1 protein-coding gene and 1 pseudogene are annotated in these 2,064 nt (G+C 72.9%); one reads left to right on the top strand and one right to left on the bottom strand.

The features are described 5' to 3' along the window. On the top strand, positions 1–1,655 hold a 1,655-nt coding region (locus ACM2XV_RS14685), incomplete at its 5' end, for a LuxR C-terminal-related transcriptional regulator (RefSeq protein ID WP_487027469.1). A gap of 183 nt (positions 1,656–1,838) precedes the next feature. Here the strand turns inward: ACM2XV_RS14685 and ACM2XV_RS14680 are convergent. Further along, a pseudogene (locus tag ACM2XV_RS14680) lies at positions 1,839–2,064 on the bottom strand (4-(cytidine 5'-diphospho)-2-C-methyl-D-erythritol kinase); the annotation flags it as partial.

Genomic DNA, 2,064 nt, shown 5'->3' with positions numbered 1-2,064 from the left:
CGACCCCCGGCGCGGAGTACGAGCACGCGCTGCTGTTCGTCGGCACCCTCGCCATCCGCCTGCACGAGCATCAGCGGATCTTCCACCTCAAGGGCGATCTGGCCTCGCTGCCGGCTACGGCCCTGCGCGACGCGATCCTCGCCGACCTCGAGGTCGTCACGGGCCACCGCGAGGCCGGCATCGAGCGCGCCCTCGCCGTCATCGCGGCACGCGACGGCTCGCCGTCGCTGCGCGCACTCGCCGCGCATTCGGCCGCGATGCTGCCCCTCTACGACGCCATCAACGATCAGCACGAGTCCATCGCCGAGCACGTCGCGCTCGCGCGGCGGGTTCTTGCCGAGGCACCCGCACGCCCGCAGGAGGTCGAGCAGGATCTCAGGTGGATCGTGCGCCCAGCCGACAACGAGCTCTGGCTGACCGCCTGGGAGCTCGTCGCCGCCGCGCGCCTGCGCGACGCCGAGCGGCTCGCCGACCGCATGTCGCGCATCGACCGGCTGCTGCGCGGCAGCCCCGATTCGCCCGCCGCGGTCGATGCCCTCGTCTACCAGGCACGCACCTTCCTCTATGCGGGGCGGGTGACGGATGCCGCGAACCGCCTGCACCGCGTCATCCGCGTGGCCGCCGGCTTCCCCGGCTCGTGGCTGCGGCACATGGCGCTCACGATGCACGCGCACGTGCTCTTCCTCATCGGCGACTGGGAGAAGTCTCTGCTCTCGGGCCGCATGGCGCTCGACAGTGCGTTCGACGACCCCTATCCGGCGACACTTCCGACGGCCTACGCCGTATCGGGGCTGGTGTCAGCCGCGCGCGCCGAGGTCGATCACGTGCGCCACATCGAGCGGATGCTGAGCCTGCTGCCCGATTCCGGTGGCGGCGCCGTGCCCTACGACCCCGACCTGCCCGACCTGCTGCGGGCCGAGCTCGCGCTGGCCGTCGGCGACCCGCTCGCGCAGTTCCAGGCGACCGAGACCGCGCGCGTCGCGACCCGGCGCGGCAGCGTGTGGAGCTGGCTGTCGCTCCACATCGATGCCCTGCTGAAGCTCGGCCGCACCGCCGAGGCGATCAGCATCGCCAATGAGGCGCTGTCAGGCGACTCCCCCTGGAGCCGGTCTCCGCTCGCGGTCAGCCGCCTGCGGGCACGCATCGCACTGGCATCCCACGACTTCGAGCAGGCGAACCGCCTGTACGCCGGGGTCGTGCGCAGCCACACGGCCGCCGGTCTGCCGTTCTCGCTCGCGCGCGACCGCGTCGATTACGCCGAGTCGCTGCGCGCCTCGGGCGAGCCGGCCCTCGCCCTCGAGCAGCTCGAGCAGGCCGCGGCCGTCTTCCGCACGCTCAAGGCGAGCACGTATCTGCTGCGCACCCTCGAGAGCATGGATGCGCTCGTCGATCGGCGCGTGCCCGAGGGCGGCGCGGCGCCCGCTGCCGCTCCCCTGTCGGAGTCCGCGGATCTCGCCGACCTCACCGCCCGCGAGCGCGAGGTCGCCCTCGCCGTCGCGGGCGGCCTCACCAACCGCGAGGTCGCCGAACTGCTGTACGTGTCGGTGACGACCGTCAACTTCCACGTGCGGAACATCCTCGGAAAGCTCGGGCTGCGGTCGCGGCGCGAACTGCGCGCGATCGTTCACCGGGGTGAAGGGCCAGTCAGGTCTTGACGGTTTGAGGGCCCGCGCGGGAAGGGTACCTAGACGCCCGGTTAGCCTGATCGAGCCAGGCGGGGGGTCACGCTTCTAGGTGCGCCCCACACCCCCCAACTCTCCCAACCCCGTGGTTCGACCCGACGAGCCGAACGATCCCCCGCCGGCCCCTTAACCGGTCCAGGCGTATCGGGCGCCGGCTCAGCCGACGACGCGGGCGCCGTGCACCGGGCCGGTGACCCGCTCGGCCAGCAGCCCCGACGCGGAAAGGGCGATCTGCAGGTCGAGGGCCGCGTCGCCGTCTTCCGCGAGGAAGGCGACCGTCGGCCCCGAGCCCGAGACCAGCCCGGCGAGCGCGCCCGCCCGCTCCCCCGTCTCGAGCACAGAGGCGAGCTCTGGCGCGAGGTGGATCGCCGCCGCCTGCAGG

The organism is Gryllotalpicola sp. CP2-P1, from assembly GCF_057512245.1.
The sequence above is the reverse complement of the archived record's forward strand: the minus strand, read 5'-3'. Positions and strand labels throughout refer to the sequence as shown.